This window comes from Kribbella sp. NPDC051718, from assembly GCF_040681515.1.
Classification (GTDB): Bacteria; Actinomycetota; Actinomycetes; order Propionibacteriales; family Kribbellaceae; genus Kribbella.
The window spans coordinates 812,031-833,580 of the sequence record NZ_JBFAYZ010000001.1 but is presented as its reverse complement, the minus strand read 5'-3'; the positions used below and the strand labels follow the sequence as shown (position 1 = coordinate 833,580).

Annotated in this window: 21 protein-coding genes; 10 read left to right on the top strand and 11 right to left on the bottom strand. The window is 67.7% G+C overall.

Going from position 1 to position 21,550, the window contains the following annotated elements:
* Positions 1-119: 119 nt before the first annotated feature.
* Together AB0M15_RS04125 and AB0M15_RS04120 are read right to left on the bottom strand one after the other, a co-directional pair.
* On the bottom strand, positions 120-662 hold the full coding sequence (locus AB0M15_RS04125) for a sigma-70 family RNA polymerase sigma factor (RefSeq protein WP_020388025.1): 543 nt from the start codon (positions 660-662) through the stop codon (positions 120-122).
* 43 nt (positions 663-705) lie between these two features.
* Complete coding sequence (locus AB0M15_RS04120; protein WP_363813674.1) at positions 706-1,620, bottom strand: HAD-IB family hydrolase; 915 nt, start codon at positions 1,618-1,620, stop codon at positions 706-708.
* Positions 1,621-1,657: 37 nt separating this feature from the next.
* Here AB0M15_RS04120 and AB0M15_RS04115 point away from each other — a divergent pair, with 37 nt between their 5' ends.
* The 8 genes from AB0M15_RS04115 (at position 1,658) to AB0M15_RS04080 (ending at position 9,555) form a co-directional block, all read left to right on the top strand.
* Positions 1,658-3,106 (top strand): AMP-binding protein, encoded by a 1,449-nt coding sequence (locus tag AB0M15_RS04115; RefSeq protein WP_363813672.1) that lies wholly within the window; start codon positions 1,658-1,660, stop codon positions 3,104-3,106.
* Entirely contained in the window at positions 3,103-3,342 is a 240-nt protein-coding gene (locus AB0M15_RS04110) for a glutaredoxin family protein (protein ID WP_363813670.1), read from the top strand. Before AB0M15_RS04115 ends, AB0M15_RS04110 begins: the two co-directional genes overlap by 4 nt.
* A 128-nt stretch (positions 3,343-3,470) precedes the next feature.
* A complete protein-coding gene (locus AB0M15_RS04105; RefSeq protein WP_363813668.1) occupies positions 3,471-4,229 on the top strand; it encodes a redox-sensing transcriptional repressor Rex in 759 nt (252 codons plus the stop codon).
* A complete protein-coding gene (locus tag AB0M15_RS04100; RefSeq protein ID WP_363813666.1) occupies positions 4,226-5,518 on the top strand; it encodes a glutamyl-tRNA reductase in 1,293 nt (430 codons plus the stop codon). The genes AB0M15_RS04105 and AB0M15_RS04100 overlap by 4 nt, the downstream gene beginning before the upstream one ends.
* Positions 5,515-6,396 (top strand): hydroxymethylbilane synthase, encoded by an 882-nt coding sequence (gene hemC / locus AB0M15_RS04095; RefSeq protein ID WP_363813664.1) that lies wholly within the window; start codon positions 5,515-5,517, stop codon positions 6,394-6,396. Before AB0M15_RS04100 ends, hemC begins: the two co-directional genes overlap by 4 nt.
* An 86-nt stretch (positions 6,397-6,482) precedes the next feature.
* Complete coding sequence (locus AB0M15_RS04090; protein ID WP_363813662.1) at positions 6,483-8,147, top strand: uroporphyrinogen-III synthase; 1,665 nt, start codon at positions 6,483-6,485, stop codon at positions 8,145-8,147.
* 15 nt (positions 8,148-8,162) lie between these two features.
* The gene (gene hemB, locus AB0M15_RS04085; RefSeq protein ID WP_363813660.1) at positions 8,163-9,140 is read left to right on the top strand and encodes a porphobilinogen synthase; all 978 of its coding nucleotides are present in this window, start codon (positions 8,163-8,165) and stop codon (positions 9,138-9,140) included.
* Between the two features lies 1 nt (position 9,141).
* Positions 9,142-9,555, top strand: coding sequence for a hypothetical protein (locus tag AB0M15_RS04080; protein WP_363813658.1), 414 nt, complete (start codon positions 9,142-9,144; stop codon positions 9,553-9,555).
* Here the strand turns inward: AB0M15_RS04080 and AB0M15_RS04075 are convergent.
* The 9 genes from AB0M15_RS04075 to AB0M15_RS04035 all read right to left on the bottom strand — a co-directional run bounded on the left by AB0M15_RS04075 (position 9,552) and on the right by AB0M15_RS04035 (position 19,651).
* Complete coding sequence (locus AB0M15_RS04075; RefSeq protein ID WP_363813656.1) at positions 9,552-10,778, bottom strand: MFS transporter; 1,227 nt, start codon at positions 10,776-10,778, stop codon at positions 9,552-9,554. The genes AB0M15_RS04080 and AB0M15_RS04075 overlap by 4 nt on opposite strands.
* Positions 10,779-10,832: 54 nt before the next feature.
* The gene (locus AB0M15_RS04070; protein WP_363813654.1) at positions 10,833-11,357 is read right to left on the bottom strand and encodes a dihydrofolate reductase family protein; all 525 of its coding nucleotides are present in this window, start codon (positions 11,355-11,357) and stop codon (positions 10,833-10,835) included.
* Entirely contained in the window at positions 11,354-11,962 is a 609-nt protein-coding gene (locus tag AB0M15_RS04065) for a hypothetical protein (RefSeq protein WP_363813652.1), read from the bottom strand. Before AB0M15_RS04065 ends, AB0M15_RS04070 begins: the two co-directional genes overlap by 4 nt.
* Before the next feature lie 38 nt (positions 11,963-12,000).
* Positions 12,001-12,825: a carbohydrate ABC transporter permease gene (locus AB0M15_RS04060; protein ID WP_363813650.1), complete on the bottom strand. Its 825-nt coding sequence runs from the start codon at positions 12,823-12,825 to the stop codon at positions 12,001-12,003.
* A gap of 4 nt (positions 12,826-12,829) precedes the next feature.
* A complete protein-coding gene (locus AB0M15_RS04055) occupies positions 12,830-13,771 on the bottom strand; it encodes a sugar ABC transporter permease (RefSeq protein ID WP_363813648.1) in 942 nt (313 codons plus the stop codon).
* Positions 13,768-15,024, bottom strand: coding sequence for a sugar ABC transporter substrate-binding protein (locus AB0M15_RS04050; protein WP_363813646.1), 1,257 nt, complete (start codon positions 15,022-15,024; stop codon positions 13,768-13,770). The genes AB0M15_RS04055 and AB0M15_RS04050 overlap by 4 nt, the downstream gene beginning before the upstream one ends.
* Before the next feature lie 30 nt (positions 15,025-15,054).
* Positions 15,055-16,650: an FAD-dependent oxidoreductase gene (locus AB0M15_RS04045; protein WP_363813644.1), complete on the bottom strand. Its 1,596-nt coding sequence runs from the start codon at positions 16,648-16,650 to the stop codon at positions 15,055-15,057.
* Complete coding sequence (locus tag AB0M15_RS04040; RefSeq protein ID WP_363813642.1) at positions 16,650-17,834, bottom strand: LacI family DNA-binding transcriptional regulator; 1,185 nt, start codon at positions 17,832-17,834, stop codon at positions 16,650-16,652. The genes AB0M15_RS04045 and AB0M15_RS04040 overlap by 1 nt, the downstream gene beginning before the upstream one ends.
* A gap of 122 nt (positions 17,835-17,956) precedes the next feature.
* Positions 17,957-19,651, bottom strand: coding sequence for a hypothetical protein (locus tag AB0M15_RS04035; protein WP_363813640.1), 1,695 nt, complete (start codon positions 19,649-19,651; stop codon positions 17,957-17,959).
* 129 nt (positions 19,652-19,780) lie between these two features.
* On the opposite strand from AB0M15_RS04035, the gene AB0M15_RS04030 reads away from it, so the two are divergent.
* Together AB0M15_RS04030 and AB0M15_RS04025 are read left to right on the top strand one after the other, a co-directional pair.
* Positions 19,781-20,671 carry a sugar ABC transporter permease gene (locus tag AB0M15_RS04030; protein ID WP_363813638.1) on the top strand — a complete coding sequence of 297 codons (891 nt, stop codon included), beginning with the start codon at positions 19,781-19,783 and terminating at the stop codon, positions 20,669-20,671.
* A complete protein-coding gene (locus tag AB0M15_RS04025; protein ID WP_363813636.1) occupies positions 20,661-21,545 on the top strand; it encodes a carbohydrate ABC transporter permease in 885 nt (294 codons plus the stop codon). The genes AB0M15_RS04030 and AB0M15_RS04025 overlap by 11 nt, the downstream gene beginning before the upstream one ends.
* The last annotated feature ends 5 nt before the right edge of the window (positions 21,546-21,550 follow it).

Genomic DNA, 21,550 nt, shown 5'->3' with positions numbered 1-21,550 from the left:
TAGGTCACTCATGAGTTCTCGTTCTCCTCAATGGCCGATCGGGGTCACCGAAAGGTCCTCACACAGGCAAACGAGGAAACTCCCTGACGGGTTACGAAAGACATTCGTTGTCATCCTCCTCACCTCAAGTCCTTGGGGATAACCTTCGCCAAGTGCCGGACGGCCCTCAGTTGCAGTTGCTTGACGGCGCCCTCGGATTTCTCCAGCGCCTTGGCCGTCTCCGCGATCGAAAGACCGGCGAAGAATCGCATCGTCAGGCAGTCGCGCTGCTCCTCGGGCAGCGCGGCCACGGCGTCCCGCAGCACCTCGGCGGTGGCCGCGGCCAGCACGTCCACCTCCGGGCCCTCGGTCTGCCGGTCGTGCGTCTCGATCTCGTCGGTGACCACCTCGAGCCGGACCCGGCCCGACTTGTAGTGGTCGGTGATCAGGTTCCGGGCGATCGTCACCAGCCAGGCGCCGAAGTCCCGGCCCTGCCAGCGGAACGAGTCCAGTGCGCGCAGCGCCCGGACGAACGTCTCGCTGGTCAGGTCCTCCGCGAGCGCCGATGACGACACCCGCGCGTAGATGTAGCGATACACGGTCAGCGAGTACTCGTCGTACAGCTCGCCGAACGCACCGACGTCCCCTGCCTGGGCGCGATCGACGAGCTCTGCGCGTCTCATCCCGTCCGGGCTTGGCTCCGGCGTCGTCAAGTTCTCTCCCCGTTCAACTGACACGTCTGCGTCTGACACGCCCGCAAATGACACGTTCTCGTAAGACACTGCCGCGGATGGCCACAGCGGCTGAGACAGCACCGAGCGTTACGCCTGAAGCACCCGCTGTCAACAGCGCGCGGCGTGCCGCCTTCCGTCCGGTCCGATAATCGCGCACCTTCCAGCCCGCCACCTCGGCATGCCGGCGGAGCCTGGAATCGGGGTTGATCGCGCAGGGGTGGCCCACCAACTCGAGCATCGGCAGATCGTTGACCGAATCCGAGTAGGCCGCACAATCGGCCAGGTGAAGCCCCTCGTGCGCCGCCAGCGCGCGGACCGCCTCCGCTTTCGCCGGACCATGCAAGATATCGCCGACCAAACGCCCTGTATAGACCCCGTCACGCGTTTCTGCAATCGTTCCCAGCGCTCCGGTCAGGCCGAGCCGACGAGCCATCAGGCGGGCCACCTCGACCGGTGAGGCGGTCACCAGCCAGACCCGTTCGCCCGCGTCCAGGTGCTGTTGGGCGAAGGCTTTGGTGCCCGGCCAGATCTTGTCGGCCATCAGCTCGTCGAAGATCTCCTCGACCAGGATCTGTACTTCGGCCACCCGGTGCCCGGCGATGAACGAGAGCGCGGACGAGCGCGCGTTCGCGACCGATTCGGGCGTTTCGCCCTGCAGCCGGAACCGGAGCTGGTCGACCGCTTTGCGGGCGATCTCCGCGCCGGTGAAGAACTTGCGCCGGTACAGACCTCTGGCCAGGTGGTACACCGAGGCGCCCTGCAGCATCGTGTTGTCCAGGTCGAAGAACGCGGCCGCGTGGGTCACCGGCGGCGTCTGCAGCGCCGCCTCGAGTTCGGCGGCGGCGGCACTCGCCTCCCCGGCCAGCACCGACCGGGCGCGCAGATCGCGCGTCGTTGGTCGAGTCACAGAAAAGACCCTAGCGGTCTCGTGACAGACTCGCCTGGTGAACTTCAACTTCGCGGATGTTCTTCGTGACACAGCGCGACGTCACGGCGAACGTCAGGCGCTGGTCGACGGGGATCGGCGGCTGACCTACGGCCAGCTCGACGAGGCCGTCGACGCGGCTGCCCGGGGGTACTCGGCGGCCGGTCTCGTACCGGGGTACCGGGTGGTGCTGCTGATGGCGAACAGCATCGAGTTCGTGACCTCCTACCTGGGATGTCTTCGCGCCGGACTGGTCGCCGTACCACTCAACACGGGCCTGACCAAGGGCGAGATCGGCAACGTCATCGCGCACTCCGGAGCCCGCCTGGCGGTCGCCGACGGGGACCTCGCGGACAAGCTCGAAGGGGTCAGAGTGGTCCGGCCCGGCGAGCTCACCGGTGACGCTCCGCTTACGCCGCAGACCGACCCGGAGGCCCTCGCGGTCCTGCTCTACACGTCCGGGACCAGCGGCGACCCGCGCGCGGCGATGCTGACCCACCGGGCGCTCGGCGCGAACGTCCAGAATCTGGCCGACCTCGGCGAGGACCGGATGGGCCCCGAGGACGTGGTGCTCGGCGTGTTGCCGATGTTCCACGCGTTCGGCCTCAACGCGGTGCTCGGCTGGGCCGTCGCGACGGGCGCGGCGCTGATCGTGGACCGGCGGTTCGACTCGACCGGCACGATCGATCTGATCCGCCAGTACGGCGTGACCCGCCTCCCGCTCGCGCCACCGGCACTGAACGCGTTCATCGCCCGGCCGGACCTGAAGGAAGCGCTCAGTACGGTCAAGGTCGTCCTCACCGGCGCGTCGACGCTCGAACGTGGGCTGGCGGACCGGTTCGAGCAGGCCAGCGGGCTGTTCGTGCACCAGGGCTACGGCCTGACCGAGGCCTCGCCCGGCGTCACCACGACGCTCGGCGAGCACGACCCGAAGCCGGGCTCCGTCGGCCGGCCGCTGCCGGGAGTCGACCTGCGGATCGCCGACGAGCAGGGCGAGGACGTCGAGGGTGACGATCCCGGCGAGATCCTGATCCGCGGCAAGAACCTGTTCTCCGGCTACTGGCCGGACGGTGTCGACGGCCCGGACGACGAGGGCTGGTACCGCACCGGCGACGTCGGTTTCCTCGACGCCGACGGCGATCTGTTCCTGGTCGACCGGCTCCGCGAGCTGATCATCGTGTCCGGCTTCAACGTGTTCCCGAGCGAGGTCGAGGAGGTCCTCGTCCAGGCGCCGGGGGTGCGGGAGGCGGCGGTCATCGGCGTACCGTCCGAGGACACCGGCGAGGCGGTCAAGGCCTTCGTCGTACCGGCCACCGGCGCGGCGCTCGACCCGGTCGCGATCGGCGAGTACGCCGGGACGCGGCTGGCCCGGTTCAAGTGCCCGGTCGAGATCGAGGTGGTCGACCACCTGCCGCACTCGGTCACCGGCAAGGTCGCGAAGGGCCGGCTGCGCGAGGCGGGCCGATGAGCGACCGGGTCACTCTCTACGGCAAGCCCGGCTGCCACCTGTGCGACGACGCCCGGGTGATCGTGGCCCAGGTCTGTGCCGAGCTCGGGGTCACCTGGAGTGAGATCGACATCACCCAGGACGAGCAGCTCTTCAAGGAGTACGGCGAACAGATCCCGGTCACCTTCGTCGACGGCCGCCAGCACGACTTCTGGCGGGTCGACCCGGTCAGGCTGAAGAGGGCCTTGACAAGTTAGTGCTCTTGACCACTTGCGCGGTTCTCGATTTTGTTCTCACGTTCACAAGCTCCTAGAGTGGGGTGTCGCCAGCCGTGAGGCGGTGACTTGCGAACCACCCCAAGTACCATCCCTAGGCCAGGAGAATTGTGACGCCTGCCCGCAGCCGTCGCCCCGGCGCGCCGACGAGAACCGAACGCGGCATTCCCGAGGCCACTGTCGCGCGCTTGCCGGTGTACCTGCGGGCCCTGACCGCCTTGTCGGACAGTGGCATCGCCACCGCGTCGAGCGAGGATCTGGCGACCGCTGCCGGGGTCAACTCGGCCAAGCTGCGCAAGGACCTGTCCTACCTGGGCTCCTACGGCACCCGCGGCGTCGGCTACGACGTCGAGTACCTGCGCTACCAGATCGCCCGCGAGATCGGCGTCACCCAGGACTGGGCCGTCGTCATCGTCGGGATCGGAAACCTGGGCCACGCGCTGGCCAACTACTCCGGCTTCGGCACCCGCGGCTTCCGGATCGTCGCCCTGCTGGACGCGGATCCGACCCTGGTCGGCGAGCAGATCGGCGACATGATCGTCCGGGACTTCGCCGAGCTGGAGGAGATCGTCGCGGCCGACCGGGTCTCGATCGGCGTGATCACCACTCCGGCCGGTCCGGCCCAGGAGGTCTGCGACCGGCTTGTATCAGCCGGGGTGACCAGCATCCTCAACTTCGCACCGGTGGTACTGACCGTGCCGGCCGGTGTCGACATCCGCAAGGTGGACCTCTCGATCGAGTTGCAGATCCTGGCGTACCACGAACAACGAAAGTCCGGAGAGGCGGCGCTCCCCGAGGTGCCCGAACTGCCAGCGAGGAACGGTGTGGTCTCCGATCTGCCCAGCGTCGGTGGGGGTGTCGGCCGGTGAGTTATCTGGTCGTCGGTATCTCGCACCGGTCTGCTGACATCTCTGTGCTCGAGCGAGTGGCCCTGGATCCGGACGCGGCCACCAAGCTCGCGCTCGCGGTCCAGCACACCCCGGCGGTGACCGAGTCGGCCGTCCTGGCCACCTGCAACCGGACCGAGGTCTACGCGAACGTCGACCGCTTCCACGCGGGCATGGACGAGGTCACCGCGATCCTGTCCGATGTCACCGGCGTACCGCTGCTCGATCTGGCCGAGCACCTCTACGTGCACTTCGAGGAAGGTGCCGTCTCGCACCTGTTCCAGGTCGGCGTCGGGCTGGATTCGATGATCGTCGGCGAGAGCCAGATCCTCGGCCAGCTGAAGGAGACGCTGCGGATCGGCCAGGACCTGGAGACGATCGGCTCCGCCCTGAACCCCCTGTTCCAGCAGGCTTTGCGGGTCGGCAAGCGGGCCCGCACCGAGACCGGTATCGACGCGGCCGGCCGGTCGGTCGTCTCCGCCGGACTCGAGGCCGTGGGTGGCTACGAAGGCCGCCGCGCCCTGGTCGTCGGCGCCGGTTCGATGGCTTCGCTGGCGGCCCAGACACTGCTCAACGGCGGCGCGGCGAGCGTGACGATCGCCAACCGCAACTACGACCGCGCCGTCGCGCTGGCAGACCGGATCGGCGGTACGGCGATCAAGCTCGCCGACGTCCCCGCCGCGATGCGCGAGGCCGACCTGATCGTCTCGTGCACCGGTGCGCGGGGCGTCGTGCTGACCGAAGAGATGGTTCGCGACGCCGCGGACGGACGGCCGTTCGGCGTACTGGACATCGCGCTACCACGGGATGTCGATCCCGCGGCCGCGCGGATCGAGGGCATCACCTTGGTGACGCTCGCCGATCTCGCCGGCACGGCGGGTGGCAGCGCGGACGACATCGACGAGGTACGGCGAATCGTCCACGAGGAGACAGGTGCCTTCGAGGCGACCCGTCGCGCCGCGTCGGTGCTGCCGACCGTGGTCGCGCTCCGGACGATGGCCAGCGAGCTGGTCGACGCCGAGCTGGCCAGGCTGGATCGCAAGCTGCCCGGGCTGGACGAGATCCAGCGCGGCGAGGTGGCCCGGACCATCCGGCGGGTGGTCGACAAGGTGCTGCACACGCCGACCGTCCGGGTGAAGGAGCTGGCCGCCGATCCGGGCGGCCCGACCTACGCCGACGCGCTGCGGGAGCTGTTCGCGCTCGATCCCGCCACCGTGGACGCGGTCACCGCTCCCAAGACTTCGCAGGCAACCGGAGGTGATCCCGCATGATCAAGCTCGGAACGCGCAGGTCGGCGCTCGCGACCGCCCAGGCGACCCATGTGGCCGACCAGCTGCGGGCCCTCGGGCACGAGGTCGAGCTGGTCCCGATCGTCACCATCGGCGACACCAACCGCGCGCCATTGGAGCAGATCGGTGGTACCGGCGTCTTCGTCAGCGCACTGCGTGACGCCCTGCTGGCCGGTGAGATCGACATCGCCGTGCACTCGCTCAAGGATCTGCCGACCACGCCGGAAAAGGGCCTGACTCTCGGCGCGATCCCGCTTCGGGAGGACCCGCGCGACGTGCTGGTCGCCCGCGACGGGCTGAGCCTCGGTGAGCTGCAGACCGGGGCGCTGGTCGGGACGGGTTCGCCGCGCCGGGTGGCGCAGCTGGAGGCGCTCGGACTGGGCCTGGAACTGACCGGGATCCGCGGCAATGTCGACACGCGGATAGCAATGGTCACGGATGGCAAATTGGACGCGGTGGTGCTCGCAAGGGCAGGGTTGGCCCGGTTGGGCCGGCTTTCGGAGGTCACCGAGACGCTGGATCCGATCCAGGTGCTGCCGGCACCGGGACAAGGTGCCCTGGGCATCGAATGCCGCGACGACGATGACGCGGTGCTCAAAGCCCTTGCGCCGTTGGACGATCCCGCGGTTCGCGCCGCGGTGACGGCCGAACGGCAGATGCTGGCCACGCTCGAGGCAGGGTGCACGGCTCCGGTCGGCGCGCTCGCCGAGGTGGTCGAAGGTGAGGACGGGCCGGAGCTGTGGCTCCGGGGAGCGCTGGGCCAGGACGGTGGCGTACGGCGGCTGTCGGCGAACGGGCCGGTGGACGACCCACGGGCCCTGGGCCGGCGCCTCGCGAACGAGTTGCTGGAGCAGACATGACACCGGCACGGGGAACGACGCACGCGAGCACGAGTACGGGTACGAGCACGAAGACGAGCAGGACAAGGGCAAAGGCGACAGCAGACGTGAGCAGCGCGAAGACAGCGGCCACCCCGGCACCCCAGAAGGTGCCGGCCAAGATCGCCGCCAGCACCACGACCGCCAAGCAGACCAGGCCACTCGGCCACGTGACCTTCGTCGGCGTCGGCCCGGGCGATCCCAGCCTGCTGACGATCGCCGGCCGGGACGTGCTGGCGAACGCCGACGCCGTCGTGGTCGAGGGTCCTGAGCACGACGCCTTCCTGGCGTACTGCAAGCCGGGCGTCGAGGTCATCGACGGCTCCGGCGCCGAGGGCAGCCGGGCGCTGCGGGTCGCGGCCCGGGCCCGGCTGGTGGTGAAGACCGCCAAGACCTCGTCGAACGTGGTCCGGTTGCTGACCGGCGACCCGTTCACCTTCTCCAGCGGGGCCGAGGAGGCGTCCGCCTGCCGCAAGGCCGGCATCAGCTTCAACGTGGTCCCCGGGGTCAGCGAGGTGAGCGCCGTTCCGGCGTACGCCGGGATCCCGCTGACGATGAAGAGCGACCGCGAGGTCACGGTGCTCGACCTGGCCGAGGCCAAGCTCGACTTCAGCCGGCTGCACCCGAAGCAGACGCTGGTACTGCTGAACGCGACCGAGGTCCTGAAGGACACCGCCGCCGCGCTGATCGAGTCCGGCTTCGACGCCGGTACGCCGGTCGCCGCGACCGTCGGTGGCACGACCACCGCGCAGACCTCGGTCGTCGGAACGCTCGGCACGATCGTGGCGGACCTGCGGGCCGCGAAGCTGGTCGGCGAGGCCGTCATCGTGGTCGGTGCGGTCGTCGAGCAGCGCGAGTCGCTGTCCTGGTTCGAGACCAAGCCGCTGTTCGGCTGGCGGATCCTGGTGCCGCGCACCAAGGACCAGGCCGGCCCGCTGATGGACCGGCTGCGTCGCTACGGCGCGATGCCGGAAGAGGTGCCGACCATCTCGGTCGAGCCGCCGCGCAACCCGCAGCAGATGGACAAGGCCATCCGTGGCCTGGTCGAGGGCCGCTACGAATGGGTCGCCTTCACCTCGGTGAACGCGGTCAAGGCGGTCCGGGAGAAGTTCGACGAGTACGGTCTGGACGCCCGGGCCTTCTCCGGGCTGAAGATCGCCGCGGTCGGCGAGAAGACCGCCGAGGCGATCGGTGCCTGGGGCATCCGGCCGGATCTGCTGCCCTCGGGTGAGCAGTCCGCCGCCGGGCTGGTCGAGGACTGGCCGCCGTTCGACGAGGTGCTGGACCCGATCAACCGGGTCTTCCTGCCGCGGGCGGACATCGCCACCGAGACCCTGGTGGCCGGCCTGACCGATCTCGGCTGGGAGGTCGACGACGTCACGGCGTACCGGACCGTGCGCGCCGCGCCGCCGCCAGCGCCGACGCGGGAGGCGATCAAGTCGGGCAAGTTCGACGCGGTCGTGTTCACATCGTCCTCGACCGTGCGCAACCTGGTCGGCATCGCCGGCAAGCCGCACGCGTCGACGGTGATCGCGGTGATCGGCCCGGCGACGCTGAAGACCGCCGAGGAGCACGGCCTGCGGGTCGACGCGATGGCCGAGGCCCCGTCGGCCGAGGAACTGGCCGACGCACTCGCTCGCTTCGGCGCCGACCGTCGTGACACCATGCTGGAGGCCGGTGAGCCGGTCACCCGTCCGTCCGAGCGCCGCTCGGGTTCTCGCAGGAAGAGCTAGGTGGAGGTGCACCTAATGGCTGGTTTCCCGGAGGTGCGGCCGCGGCGACTGCGGTCGTCGGCAGCGGTACGGCGGCTGGTCGCCGAGACCACGATCGAGCCGCGGCAGCTGATCCTGCCGATGTTCGTCCGGGAAGGCGCGCGCGAGCCGATCGCGATCAGCTCGATGCCGGGCGTCTACCAGCACACCCGCGACACCGCCCGGAAGGCTGTGGCTGAGGCCGCTGCCCTCGGGCTCGGTGGGGTGATGCTCTTCGGGGTGCCGACGACCAAGGATGCGGTCGGCTCCGGTGCGCTCGATCCGGACGGCATTCTGAACGTGGCGATCCGGGACGCCGTGGCCGAGGCGGGCGACGACCTGCTGGTGATGGGCGACCTTTGCCTCGACGAGTTCACGGATCACGGGCATTGCGGCGTACTGGACTCTGCCGGCCGCGTGGACAACGACGCGACGCTTGAGATCTATGCCGAGATGGGTGTGGCCCAGGCTTCGGCGGGCGCGCACGTCGTCGGACCTTCGGGGATGATGGACGGCCAGGTCGGCGCGATCCGGGCCGCCCTCGACGGCGCCGGTTTCCTCGACACGGTGATCCTCGCGTACGCCGTCAAGTACGCCTCAGCCTTCTACGGCCCCTTCCGCGAGGCCGTCGACTCGTCCCTCCAGGGGGACCGCAAGACCTACCAGCAGGACCCGGCCAACGCCCGCGACGCGATCCGCGAGGTCGACCTGGACATCGCCGAAGGCGCCGACATCGTGATGGTGAAGCCGGCCCTCGCCTACCTGGACATCATCCGCCAGGTCCGCGACCACGTAACGGTTCCCGTCGCTGCGTACAACATCTCCGGCGAGTACGCGATGGTCGAGGCCGCCGCCGCGAACGGCTGGATCGACCGCGAAAAAGCCATCGTCGAGACCCTCACCTCGATCCGCCGCGCCGGCGCCGACCAGATCCTCACCTACTGGGCAGCCGAAGCCGCGCAGCTGCTGAGGTGACGTGGCGCGGCTGACCCTCGAGACCTTCGGTGCGTGGCTGCTCAAGTGCAATCCGAGGGTTACCGACCTGTCGTCTCTCGCGGAGCACGGCGTAGCTACTTGGTGCGTCCAAAAGAATTACCGGACTGCTCTGTGTGACGCCGGGCAGCCAGCTCTCCTGTGGGTCAGCGGATCTACTGGTGCCACGCCTACACCAGGCATCTGGGCCAGCGGCCGGCTGACCGGCCCTGCCGACTGGCACGGCGCCAAGTACGTCGTACCGCTGCAACTGACCTTCTTGGAAGCTCCTCTCCCAAGGACCGACCTGGCCGCACACCCGGCGCTCGGCTCGCTCGAAGTCCTGAATCAACCTCAGATGAGCAACCCCAGCTATCTGACCACCGCGGAGTACGCGCACCTTCGCGAGTTGCTCTAACCGGCGGCCTTCGCGTCGTACTGGCGGAAAGTCTTGTTGGTGGCGAGGAGCAGGACTCCCAGGACGCAGGCCGCGCCACCGGTGAGGATGCTGACTGCTGGGCCTGCTAGGCCTGCTACGGCGCCTGCTCGGACGTTGCCCAGGTTGGGGCCGCCGAGGCCGATGATGAAGTCGAGGGAGTTGAGGCGGCCGCGGAGGTCGTCGGGGGTTTTGGTTTGCAGGATGGTGGCTCGGAAGACCGTGGTGATGATGTCGGCGGCGCCTGCGATGGACAGGAACGTGACGGCTAGCCAGAGGTTGTGAGTCAGGCCTACTGAGCCGATGCCGGCGCCCCAGATCCCTACGGATACGAGCATTGCGCGGCCTTGGTGGCGGAGGCGGGCCAGTGGGCCGGAGAGGACGGCAGCGATCAGGCCGCCGATTCCGATGGCGGCGAACAGGTAGCCGACGGTTTGCGGGCCGCCGCCGAAGCGGGTGGCGGCGAGCGCGGGGAAGAGCGCGGTCGGCATCGCGAGGACCGTTGCGTTCAGGTCGATCAGGAAGATCATCCCGATCAGCTTGTGGTTGACGGCGTACTTCACTCCCTCGATCACAGATCGCAGGCCAAGCTTCGACCCTCCGCTGTCGGGCGGCATCGGAGGTAGCCGCCGGACGCTCACCAGCACGGCGACGAAGGTCAACGCATCCAGCCCGTACGCCGCTTCGAGCCCCGCCGCCGCGATGAGTACACCCGCCAACACCGGCGCCGCGATGACCGCCACCTGGAACGACAACTGTGACAACGCCGCAGCAGCCTGCAACCGCTCCAACGGCAGCACCCGCGGGATGAACGTACGACGAGCAGGCGTGTCGATCGCGGCCAGCGCGGCAGCCGTTGCCGTGAGCAAGTACAAGAGCCAGACCTGCCGCCAGTCAAGCAACGCCTGCAAGGCGAAGACCAACGAGACAGCCATCAACCCACACCCGGTCAGCAACACCAGCCGCCGCCGATCCACCGCATCCGCCAGCGACCCACCGAACAACCCGAGCAACAACGTCGGCACCAGCGAGGCCAGACTGATAGCCCCCACCGCCACCGACGACCCAGTCAGCTCGTACGTCTGAATCGCCACCGCGACCATCGTCATGAAGCTACCGATCGACGACAGTGACTGCCCCGCCCACAACCACCGAAACTCGACCGACTCCCGCAATGGCGTCACATCGGCAAGCAGTCCAGGCACAAGGGTCGATTCTCGTCCCGCGGTCTGCCGCCGAGCAACTGGATTAGCGGTGCGTCAGCGTTTGACGGTGTAGTCGGACTGGATCAGGCCGGCGCCGAGGGTGCGGGTGGCGTTGTGGGTGAGGGTGATGTCGTGGTCCAGCTCGCCGAACAGCGACAGGCCGGAGCCGAGCAGGACCGGGACCACGGTGATGGTCAGCTCGTTGAGCAGGCCGGCCCGGAGGAAGGTCTGGATGACCCGGCCGCCGTCGGTGTAGATGCGCTTGGCGCCGCGGTCCTCCAGTGTCTGGACCAGCCCGTCGAGGGTCCGGTGCACGATGATCCGCTCGTCCGCATCGGCGGCCAGCGTCGTACTGAGCACCTCGACCTGCTTGCCCTCGTACGGCCAGAAGCCGAAGCTGAGCGCCTTCTCGTAGGTGTTGCGGCCCACGACGACGGTGTCCACCGCCGCCATGAACTCGTCGTACCCGGTATCCCCGGCCTGCTCCCCCCGCTCGGTCAGCCAGTCGATCGACCCGTCCGGGCGCGCGATGAATCCGTCCAGGCTGGTCGCGATGAAAACCGCGGCATGAAAAGTCACCCTCCTTTTGTACAGCCTGCCACCGACGGACCACAGCGGGGTTCAGGGCTTTGACGAAACTCGTCCCCGTGCTCGGCCGCCCAGTCGCCGAAGCTGCGTGCCGGCTGGCCGGTGACCTCCTCGATCGTCGCGGTGATCAGCGTCGACGGCGGACGGCCGACATTGGCGAGCAGCGCCTCGACCAGCGCGGCCGGACGACCGTCCGCGAGCATCCGCGTCCGCGCATCCCCAGCCGCGACCGGCTCGAACCGCAACTCCCGTCCGAGCACCGTACCGAGCGCCGCGACCTGCTCCGCCCGGCTGACGACCGTCGGTCCGGTCAATACCAACCGCTGCCCGGCGAGGTCGGCCGACGTCAACGCGCGAGTCGCAACGGCGGCGATGTCGCGCTCATGGACGACCGCGGTGGCCGGGATGCCAGGACCCCGCACCACCCCCGTACTGCGAATCTGCGTCGCCCACCCGCGGGCGTTGGAGGCGATCGTGTTCGCCCGCAGGATGGTCCAGCTCTGACGGGACAAGCTGCGGAAGCCACCGGGCGGGAGTTGCCGGGTCAGCTCCCGGCCGACGTTGCCGGTGGCACCGGTCACCAGGATCTTGGTCATGGCAGGTGACAGCTTCCGGCGTACCGGAGGTATTCCCGTCAGCCCTTCAGGCCGGTTTGGGCTAGGCCTTCGACGAATTGGCGTTGGGCCAGGATGAAGATGATGAGGACGGGGAGGGCGGAGAGGGTGGCGGCGGCTAGTTGGACGTTCCACATCGCGCCGCCGTAGGCGTCGACGTACTGGGTGAGGGCCTGGGGGATGGTGAAGCGGTCTTTGCTGGAGAGGAAAACGATCGGTTCTAGGTACAGGTTCCAGCTGTGTAGGAAGGTGAAGATCGCGACGGCGCCGATCGCAGGGCGAGCTAGGGGGAGGGAGACCTGCCAGAAGAGGCCCAGGCGGCCGAGGCCGTCCATTCGGCCGGCCTCCTCGAGTTCGCGGGGGAGGGTGATGAAGAACTGGCGCATGATGAACGTCGCGAGCACCGAAGGGGCGCCGAGCATCGGGATCAGGATGAGCGGCCAGTGGGTGTTGACCAGGCCGAGCGAGTCGAACATCCGGTACAGCGGGATGATCGTCACCTCGTTCGGGACCAGCAGGCCGGCCAGCACGATCAGGAAGACGACACCGGCGCCACGGAACCTGATCCGGGCGAAGGCGTAGCCCGCCAGCGACGAGACGACCAGCGTGCCGAGGGTGACGACGACGGCGATGTAGCAGCTGTTCAGGTACTGCCGGGCGAACGGCTGCAACTCGAAGACCTGCCGGTACGCATCCAGCGTCGGCGCATGGGGGAGCAGGCTGAACGCGAAGATCTCGTTCACCGGTTTCAGCGAGGCCGTGGCCATCCACCACGTCGGGAAGACGAAAGGAACGCAGCAGACCAGCAGTACGCCGTACAGGATGAGCTTGCCCCTACGACTCATGGCTCTATTCGTTTTCATAGAAGGCCCACTTCCGGCGCATGCGCCACTGCAAGAAGGTCAGCGCGAGCACGATCACGAAAAGCAGCAAGGAGATCGTCGCGCCGTAGCCGAAGTGATGGAACTGGAAGGCCTGCTGGTACAGGTAGTAGACGAGCACGGTGGTCGACGTCCCCGGACCGCCCTGGGTCAGTACGGCGATCTGCGCGAACACCTGGAGCGAGCCGACGACCGTCAGGATCGAGGTGAGCAGGATCGTCGGGCTGATCAACGGCACCGTCACTCGCCGGAACCGTGCCCACGCGGAAGCGCCGTCGATGCGAGCGGCTTCGTAGAGCTCCGCCGGAACGCCTTGCAGGGCAGCGAGAAACAGCACCATGTTGAGCCCGACGCCCTTGAAGAGCTGGACGACGATGACCGAGATCATCGCCGTGGCATCGCCGCGCAGCCAGTTGGGCCCGTCGATGCCGATCAGGTCGAGGAAGCCGTTGATCCCGCCGTTGTCCTGCAGCAGGAAGCCCCACACGATCGTCCAGGCGACCAGCGTCACCACGACCGGCGAGAAGAACAGCGTGCGGAAGAAGACGGTCCCGCGCAGCTTTTGGTTGAGCAACACTGCCAGGAACAGCGCCAGGCTCAGGTTGAGCACGACCAGGCCGAGCGAGAAGGTCCCAGTCGCCCTCAGCGCCGGCCCTAGTCGCGGGTCGTCGGCGAGTGCCTGGTAGTTGTCGGCGCCGACGAAGTCGAAGGTGCCGGCCAGCACGTTCCACTCGTGCAGGCTGTACCAGACCACGAGCCCGAGCGGGACGATGACGAAGGCGAGGATCCCGGCAAGCTGAGGCGCGATGAACAGCCAGCCGGCCAGCTCGTCGCGCCGCCGCATGTTCCAGTACGGTGCCCGGGCCCGCTTCGGTGTCGCAGCCACCGGCTTGTCGACGAGAAGGGTCATTTGCTCAACAGCGGGTTGATCTTCGAGCACACCCCGGACAGCACGGCCTTGACGTCGGCGTCCGGCTTCCAGAGCGGGTCGAGGGCGGCACGGACGGTCTGCTGCAGTTCGGCGTACCCGGTGTGGCTGGTCTTGATGTCGCCGCGCTCGATGCCGTCGATCACGACGCTCTGCAGCTGCCCGGGCTTGAGCAACGGATTGGCCTTGGCCAGTACCGAGGTGGTGAGCTGCGACTTGCGCGGCGGCGGGAAGAACTGGGCGAGCTTGGCCGAGTTCTCCTGATCGGTGAAGTAGGCAAGGAACTTCTTCGCCGCGTCGGCGTGCTTGCCGCGCTTCAGCACCCCGATGCCGGCCTGCCCGACGACCGAGTACTCGCCGGCCGGGCCCTTCGGCAGCGGTACCAGATCCCACTTGAACTTCGCCTTCTCCAGCAGGGCCGCGCGGCTGATCTGGGTCAGCACCATCGACGCGTCGCCGGCGAAGAAGTCCGTCGTACGACCTGGGCCGGGCATCGCGTTGTCGGTGAAGATCGTCTTGTGGATGAACGTCATCGCGTCGACCATCGGCTGCTGGTCGAACCCGCAGCTCTTGCCGTCCTCACTCCACGGCCGGGCGCCCCAACCGGCCCAGATCGTGTTCAGCGTGTCCCAGCCCTTGTAGTCGAAGTCGCCGACGACGATGCCGCCCTTACCGGTCTTCGCCTGTACTGCGGCACCGGTCGCGACCGCCTGGTCCCAGGTCCAGGTGCCGGCCGCGATCTGCTGTGCGGGAGTCGGTCGTCCAGCCGCCGCCACCAGGTCGGTGTTGACGAAGACCCCCAATGGTGAAGTGGAGAAGGGATAGGCGAACAGCTTGCCGTCCTGCTCCCAGGTAGCCGTTGCGCTGGGCAACAGATCCGGATCCTTGTCGATCGGTTCGAGTGCGCCTGAGGTGACGAAGTCGGGTGCGGTGCTCTCGAGGATCCAGGCGAGGTCGGGTGCGTTGCCGCCGCCGATCTGGGTGGTCAGCGCGGTCGTGTAGCTGTCGAACGGGATCGACTCGAAGGTGACCTTGCCGATCTCGGGGTGATCCTTCTTGTAGGCGGTGGCGATCTGGTCGAAGAGCGCGGTGTGCTTGGCGTTCGCGCTCCAGATCGTCATTCGCAGGTCGATCGGCCCGGACGCGGCCGGACCGTCACCGTCGGAGCCGCCGCAGCCGGCCGCGGCCAGCAACGCAGCGGCCGAGACCGCTGCTGTGAGGAGTCGGAGTTTCATGGTGGTCAGTCCTCCATCAGTAGCCGGAACTCAATAACCTGAGATGGCCGGCCAGCTCAGTTCGACGCCCTGGGCGACCAGTACTGCCTGGAAGTCGCTGAGCAGAGCAGGGGAGTTGCGGACCGCGCGCGGGCTGACACGACGGTCCAGGCAGAAGGCGGCGAGCAGTCCCGCGGCCTCGCCGATGTTCCACTCGACCGGATGCAGCCGGTAGCAGCCGTTGGTGAGGTGGGTGGTACCGAGGTTCTTGCTCGCCGGCAGCAGGTTCTCGACCCGCTGCGGGATCAGTGCCCCGAGTGGGATCCAGAACGGGCTACTGGCCACGTCGATGTAGTTGTCGCCACCCGTGGACGGGTGCAGGTCGATCCGGTACATCCCGACGCCCACACTGTCGCCGTACTCCGTTGCGCCCTTCGGCCCTCGTACTGCGACCGACAGGTCCTGCTCGACGATCGTGTACTCCGCTGCGATGCGCCGCGACTCCCTGATGTAGGGCGCCTGTGCCAGGCCGTCTCCCGAGTCGAGGAGGTCACCGCGGAGGCGCAGTCCCTGGAACCCGGTACCGCCGTCGGGTCTGGGCGCTTCGGTCTGGAGCCAATAGAAGACTGCCTGCGAGAGCTCCCTGGCGCCGGCCAGGTGCTTGGCGGCGTCCGGTACGTCGAAGACCGGGCCGTCGAGGTAGTCGATCATCGGCCAGTTCACCAGGCAGATATCGGACTCGTAGGCGCCTGGCTGGAAGTGCCTGCGGGCGGCGATCCGGCGGAAGGTCCACAGGTTGGTGTCACCGCCTGTACGCCGCTGGTCGGCGACCACCGCGAGTGGGTCGTCGTCTGGGTTGGGGGTGAAGGTCCGGCGGGAGGTGGCGAGGGTGCGTGGGTCTGGGGCGTTCCAGGAGAGCATGCGGTCGCCCCAGAACGATGGCTGGTAGTTGCGCCAGTACGCGTAGTTGGCCGGCTTGTCACCGATCTGGTTGCCGTCGACGTGGTCGACCGCGAAGCAGAAGGAGACGGCTTGCATGTTGAGTGGTTGCGCTTCTGCTGGTGCGCTGGGCTCGCCGGTGGTCGCTTGTGACTCGAAGCCGGTGACGTACTCGGTGCCGGTGAGGGGGAGGAGTTCTCCGGTCTCGGTGGCGTCGAGGATGTAGGGCGCGGTGAGGGTGAGCTGGTTTGCACTGTCCCGGTGCTGGACGGTCACTGACGTCACGCGATCGCCGTCGGTCTCCGCACTGATCGGCTTGTAGGGCTGGAGAACCTGGAGTCGGCGGGTCGCGCGGTACGGGGCGAGCATGGACTCCAGAACCGCTACGGCGACTCGCGGCTCGTGGCACAGTTTGGAGACGTAGCCGGCGCCGGGGTTGAGCTCCGCCGCTGCTCTCGACTCGGCGGTCAGTGGGTAGTACCGGCGGTAGTAGTCGCGGATGCCGCCTCTCAGTGCTCGGTACGACGCGGTGACGCCGAACTGCTCCACCCAGGTGTGCTCGTCCGGTGGTACCGCCTGGCTGGTCAACTGCCCGCCCAGCCAGTCGTACTCCTCGGTCATCACCACCGACCGCCCACTCCGCAAGGCACCCAGCGCCGCGGCAACCCCACCGAGGCCGCCGCCGATCACCAGCACATCCGTCTCCATCAAATCCCTTTCACCTTGCCGAGCGTGCTTCCCTCGACGAGCTCACAATTCAGAAGCTGCTGCAGTTCGGCCTCCTCACCCGACAACACCGCCTCCAGCAACCCCACCGCCCGCCGCCCCATCTCCTTCCGCGGAATGTGAAACCCCGAGTACTCGCCATCCCCCTCCACCGGCCGACTCGCATCTCCCAACGCCACCACCGACAAATCCCCCGGCACAGCAAGCCCCCGCTCCCGCGCCGAGTGAGCAAGAGCGGCTGCGTCCGCGAGGTCCTCGGCAAGCACCGCAGTAACCCCTCTCCCCAGCAACTCGTCGAGCATGTCGCCCACCGCCCGTCCCGCCCGCTCCGCGGGTGGGACGGGCGAGGCAGGTGGGGTGGCGAGGAGGGCGGAGGCGCCCTTGCTGCTTCTGCTCCGCGCTCCGCGCTCCCGCTCCGCAGGAGCGCTGGCCCGGCGTGCCAGGGCCGCGTCCTTCACCCGCTCCGCAGGAGCGGGTGGTGGGAGGTGCAGGCCGCGTGGGGCGATCTGCTGGAAGCCCAGTAGGCGGTCTGCTGAGGATTCTGCGTCTTGGCCTGGGCCTACGAATGCCAGTTGCTTGTGGCCGAGCTGTAGGGCGCGGGTGGTGACTGTGGCGGTGGCTGTTGTGTAGTCGGCGCCTACGTAAGGGATGAGCGCCGGGGTGCCGTCGGGGAGGAGTGGGTTGTCGCGGCGGCCTACTGAGACGAAGGGGTAGTTCTCGGCTGCCAGGCGGCTCAGTTCGGCGGCGGGGATGCGGCGGCCCAGCAGGAGCGAGCCGTCGGCTATCCGCAGGCGGTTGTTCTCGTGGAAGACGAGGCGGTGGCCGTCGGTGACGGGGGCGCTGGTGAAGAGGAGCAGGTCGCAGCCGAGTTCTTCGGCGCTCTCCTCGATGCCGCTCAGGAACGGGTGGTAGAAGTCGGCGCTCGCACTCGGGAACACCGACTCGTACGTGAACACCCCGAGGATCTGGTTGCGCTGCTGCAGCAACCGCCGGGCGAGCGGATCAGCGACGTACCCGGTCTCCCGGATCACCTTCAGTACCCGGTCCCGCGTCTCCACCGGGATCCGCGCCGACGCCGCCGTGCGGTTGTTCAGCACCAGCGAGACGGTCGTCTGGCTGACCCGCGCCAGCCGCGCGATGTCGCGCTGCGTCAACCGCTCGCTCATCCGCCGACCTCCCTTGAGTAATGCGTATTGCCTGCCAACTGATCCGGAACGGTAGACCGATGGATTCATCAGCGTCAAGACCACAAGGGCGTGCTAATACGAATTAGCAGACAGGCAGCAGATCAGGAGGCGCGCAGGGCGAGGGTGTAGCGAGTCGGTGCGCGGCCGGTGAGATAGACCCGGAGACCGTCCGGCACCAGCGAGCCGTTCGGCTGGGTGTACTGCTCGCCCGGATCCATCGCCACCCGAGCCGCCCCGTTGCCAGGACCGAACTCGATCGAATCCCTGCCAAATGAGTAGACCCCGGTACCACCCACCAGCTGATAGTTGCCATCAGCATCGAGCTGCTCGACACCGCGGAGCGCCCCACCAGCCCGGAAACACAGCTCGATCGCGAACGGTACGTCGGATCCGGACAGCTCGAAGTCCAGGTCGAACCCGCCGGCCACCTCGGTCACCACGACCCTGGAGCGCAAGGTCCGGTACTCCTTCGGCCGCCGCGCGAAGTCCATCGACGAGTAGAACCGCCCATCACTCGCCAACGCATACCCGCCGTCGACGCTCCGGTACTCCTTCGGCAGCGGCAAGTGATACGGCACCCTCACCTCATCCCCGAGCTCAAAGCTCGCCGGACCGGTCCGCCGCAGCCCATCGCTGCGGAAGTGACCGGTCCCGAAGAACTGTGGTGACAACCGGACCGAGTCGAGGACGGCCGCGCCGGCCCGGAACTTGAAGAACGTGGGATTGGTGGAAAGCCCGGACGCGATCACCGGCACCCGATGGAAGTCGGTACCGCCGAAGACCGTCGCGGTCCGGCTGCCCCGCCGGACGCGAGCCAGCTGCTGATCCGGGAACTCGTGGACGAAGTCATCCGGCGCAGGTACCGCGGCCGGAAGGAGGCCGGCAAGTTCCGGCCGCTCGACGACCTCGGCGAGAAAGTCGCCCAACTCGCCGGCGCCGCGACCTTCGATGTCCTTGGCAACCGTCGCGAACCGCCCGTCGCCGTCCTGCAGAGCGAGCTCACGGAACTGGAGCAGGTACCACCAAACCTCCCGCACCTTGGTCTGGTCCTGGCGGCGCGATCCGATCGTGTCGACCTCGCCGTCGGGCTCGAGCAGGTAGAGCGTGGCGTCCAGATTCCGCCGGACGAAGGAGATCAGCTCCGGCCGGCCGTGCAACCGCGCGATCGTCGGCAGCGACGGATTCGTCACCTCGGACGCGTAGGTCGAACTCCGCTCGCTGTAGATCCCGTCCGGAGTCGCGTCGATCCCTTCGGCCAGCCAGTCGTCGATGCGAGCGGCGTACCGGCCGTCCGGAAACAACTGATTGACCCGGGCGAGCGCAGCCGACACCTCCCAGCGGTGATTCGGCGTGTGCAGCCCGCCCGTGGCAAGCGCGAGCCCGGCCTTGCGGATGACCTGCTCGAGAATGGCGCGGGATCCCTCGGTGGCGGCCTGCCCGTCGCTCTCGAGCAGCGCCCAGCAAAGGCAGAGGTCCTGTACGGCGAAGGCGGTGTCGGGCGGCGAATGCAGGTTGCCGATGTCGTAGGTGCCGTCGTCGTGCTGCAAGGCCGACAGGCGTTCGGCGAGGAACTCCAGTGGCTCGATCAGGGTCTCGTCGTGGTGATGAGCCGACCGCTTCCAGACATAGCCGGAGACCAACCGCCGGGCCTTCCGCGCGCTCGCCCGGGCACTGTCCGCCGAGCTCCGGCAAGTCGACACTACGGCTGGAATTCGAGCTTCGTTCAGCTTCTCCAGCAGACCGAGGAATGCTTCGTCGACCTCCATCGAGACCTCCACCGCCGGTGACAGCAGCACAGTACACAGCGTCCGGAACCGGTCACGGTAAAAGTCGGAAAGGTCTTGTCTGAACCGGTTCGGTGGACTAACTTCTGACGAACGGGCAAACGCTTTCCAATCACCCCAGAGCAGTCTGGAGGTAAGACGTTGGGCGCTCTGACCGAGAAGAAAAAAGAGAATCTCGCGGCGTACCTGTTCTTGTCGCCGTGGCTGCTCGGACTGTTCGTGATCACGATCGGCCCGATGCTCGCGTCCCTCTATCTCGCCTTCACCGACTACAACCTGATCCAGGCGCCGGAGTGGATCGGCCTGCAGAACTTCACCCGGATGCTGTCCGACGACCGGCTGCACAACTCGCTCCGGGTCACCTTCACCTACGTCTTCGTCTCGGTCCCGATCCAGCTCGCGATCGCCCTGCTGCTGGCGGTCGTACTCGATCGCGGCGTCCGCGCGATGGCCTTCTACCGTTCGATCTTCTACCTGCCGTCGCTGCTCGGCTCGAGCGTCGCGATCGCGGTCCTGTGGCGCCAGGTGTTCGGCACCGAAGGTCTCCTCAACCAGGCGCTCGCGACGATCGGCATCGACGGCAAGGGCTGGATCTCCGACCCCAGTACCGCGCTCGGCACCCTCGTCGTCCTCAACGTCTGGACCTTCGGCTCCCCGATGGTGATCTTCCTGGCCGGCCTGCGCCAGATACCAGCTATGTACTACGAAGCTGCGTCGGTCGACGGCGCCGGCGTCCTGCGCCGGTTCTTCAGCATCACGCTCCCGCTGCTCACCCCGATCATCTTCTTCAATCTGGTGCTGCAGATCATCCACGCGTTCCAGTCGTTCACCCAGGCGTTCGTCGTCTCCGGCGGCACCGGCGGTCCGTCGGACTCGACGATGTTCTTCACGCTCTACCTGTACGACCGCGGCTTCGGCCATTTCGACATGGGCTACGCCTCCGCGATGGCGTGGTTCCTGCTGGTGATCATCGGCATCTTCACCGCGGCCAACTTCTTCGCCTCGAAGTACTGGGTGTTCTATGACGACTGAGACGCTCCGAACCACAGTCGCCGCGCGGCGGCGGACCGGCATCAGCTGGGCCCGGGTCCGGCCGGTGGTGATCCACGTCGTGCTGGCCGGGTCGGCCCTGGTGATGCTCTACCCGGTGATCTGGATGGTGGTCAGCTCACTGCGCCCGGGCAACGAAATCTTCCGCGACCCCGGCATCCTGGTGAAGGACCTCCGGATCGAGAACTACCGGGTCGGCTGGAACGCGTTGACCGAGCCGTTCACCCGGTACCTGCTGAACTCCGCGGTCGTGGTGCTCGGCGCGATCCTCGGCAACCTGGTCTCCTGCTCGATGGCGGCGTACGCCTTCGCCCGCTTGGAGTTCACCGCGAAGCGGCTCTGGTTCGCGATCATGCTGCTCAGCATCATGCTGCCGATCCACGTGGTGATCGTGCCGCAGTACATCTTGTTCTCGCAGGCGGGCTGGATCAACACGTTCCTGCCGCTGGTGGTGCCGAAGCTGCTGGCCACCGACGCGTTCTTCGTCTTCTTGATGGTGCAGTTCATCCGCGGCATCCCGCGCGAGCTGGACGAGGCGGCCCGGATCGACGGCTGCGGCCGGGCCGGGATCTTCCTGCGGGTGATCCTGCCGCTGATGGTGCCGGCCCTGGCGACCACCGCGATCTTCACCTTCATCTGGACCTGGAACGACTTCTTCAGCCAGCTGATCTACCTGACCGATCCGAAGATGTACACCGTCCCGGTCGCGCTGCGCTCGTTCGTCGACGCCACCACGAGCACGTCCTGGGGATCGATGTTCGCGATGTCGGTCGTCTCCCTGGTCCCGGTCTTCCTCGCCTTCCTGTTCGGTCAGCGGTTCCTGATCAAGGGCATCGCGACCACCGGCATCAAGTAACCCCC

Excerpts from the sequence above, each read along its gene's own strand:
- hemC (WP_363813664.1), top strand. The coding sequence starts at position 5,515 with ATGATCAAGCTCGGAACGCGCAGGTCGGCGCTCGCGACCGCCCAGGCG.
- AB0M15_RS04065 (WP_363813652.1), bottom strand. The coding sequence starts at position 11,962 with ATGACCAAGATCCTGGTGACCGGTGCCACCGGCAACGTCGGCCGGGAG.
- hemB (WP_363813660.1), top strand. The coding sequence starts at position 8,163 with ATGGCTGGTTTCCCGGAGGTGCGGCCGCGGCGACTGCGGTCGTCGGCA.
- AB0M15_RS04055 (WP_363813648.1), bottom strand. The coding sequence starts at position 13,771 with ATGACCCTTCTCGTCGACAAGCCGGTGGCTGCGACACCGAAGCGGGCC.
- AB0M15_RS04125 (WP_020388025.1), bottom strand. The coding sequence starts at position 662 with ATGAGACGCGCAGAGCTCGTCGATCGCGCCCAGGCAGGGGACGTCGGT.
- AB0M15_RS04045 (WP_363813644.1), bottom strand. The coding sequence starts at position 16,650 with ATGGAGACGGATGTGCTGGTGATCGGCGGCGGCCTCGGTGGGGTTGCC.
- AB0M15_RS04025 (WP_363813636.1), top strand. The coding sequence starts at position 20,661 with ATGACGACTGAGACGCTCCGAACCACAGTCGCCGCGCGGCGGCGGACC.
- AB0M15_RS04060 (WP_363813650.1), bottom strand. The coding sequence starts at position 12,825 with ATGAGTCGTAGGGGCAAGCTCATCCTGTACGGCGTACTGCTGGTCTGC.
- AB0M15_RS04040 (WP_363813642.1), bottom strand. The coding sequence starts at position 17,834 with ATGAGCGAGCGGTTGACGCAGCGCGACATCGCGCGGCTGGCGCGGGTC.
- AB0M15_RS04110 (WP_363813670.1), top strand. The coding sequence starts at position 3,103 with ATGAGCGACCGGGTCACTCTCTACGGCAAGCCCGGCTGCCACCTGTGC.
- AB0M15_RS04050 (WP_363813646.1), bottom strand. The coding sequence starts at position 15,024 with ATGAAACTCCGACTCCTCACAGCAGCGGTCTCGGCCGCTGCGTTGCTG.